The organism is Pseudomonas sp. Bc-h (assembly GCF_002080045.1).
Classification (GTDB): Bacteria; Pseudomonadota; Gammaproteobacteria; order Pseudomonadales; family Pseudomonadaceae; genus Aquipseudomonas.
In genome coordinates this window covers 1-526 of sequence record NZ_MUIN01000041.1, presented here as the reverse complement: position 1 = coordinate 526, position 526 = coordinate 1, and the positions used below count along the sequence as shown (strand labels likewise).

Here is a 526-nt window from a genome sequence, read left to right as displayed (position 1 = left end):
ACTTTGGGCTCAGCGGGAGAATCTGCCGGCATATTGGCTTCTACGATGACTGTGTTCAAATTCACCACGTGCGCTATCGGTTTACTTGGATCAGTCATATCGCCGACATTGAGAAATCTCTGGGCTATAACGCCCGAGATCGGGCTGACCACTTTTGTCCATGCCAATTGAGTAGTGACATTCAGCGGAGCCGCTTTCGCTTCTGCTACTCTGGCTTGCGCAGCTTCGACCTGAGCTTTGCACAGATCAACCTGGCTGCGCGCTGCAACAACGTCCTTTTCTGCCACGATGTCCTTTGCAAACAAGGCTTCAGAGCGAGTCAAATTCTTTTGCGCAAGGTCGAGTGCGATCTGGGCTTGTACAACTTGATTTAGAGCGGTTCGTTGAGGAGCGGTTGTTTGTTGCAGCTGAGCAACCAACTGCTGATCGTCAAGGAGTGCAATAAGCTGCCCTTTCGAGACCTTTTGACCGGGAACGACAAGCACTCTGGTTATCTTTCCTGCAATATTTGGCGTCACAGAAACCG

At 51.0% G+C, this 526-nt stretch carries 1 protein-coding gene; it reads right to left on the bottom strand.

What is annotated here, in order from left to right; all coding sequences use genetic code 11:
- Window positions 1-526 (bottom strand): efflux RND transporter periplasmic adaptor subunit (locus BWR59_RS31740; protein ID WP_143491015.1); only part of this gene is annotated, 526 nt, incomplete at both ends.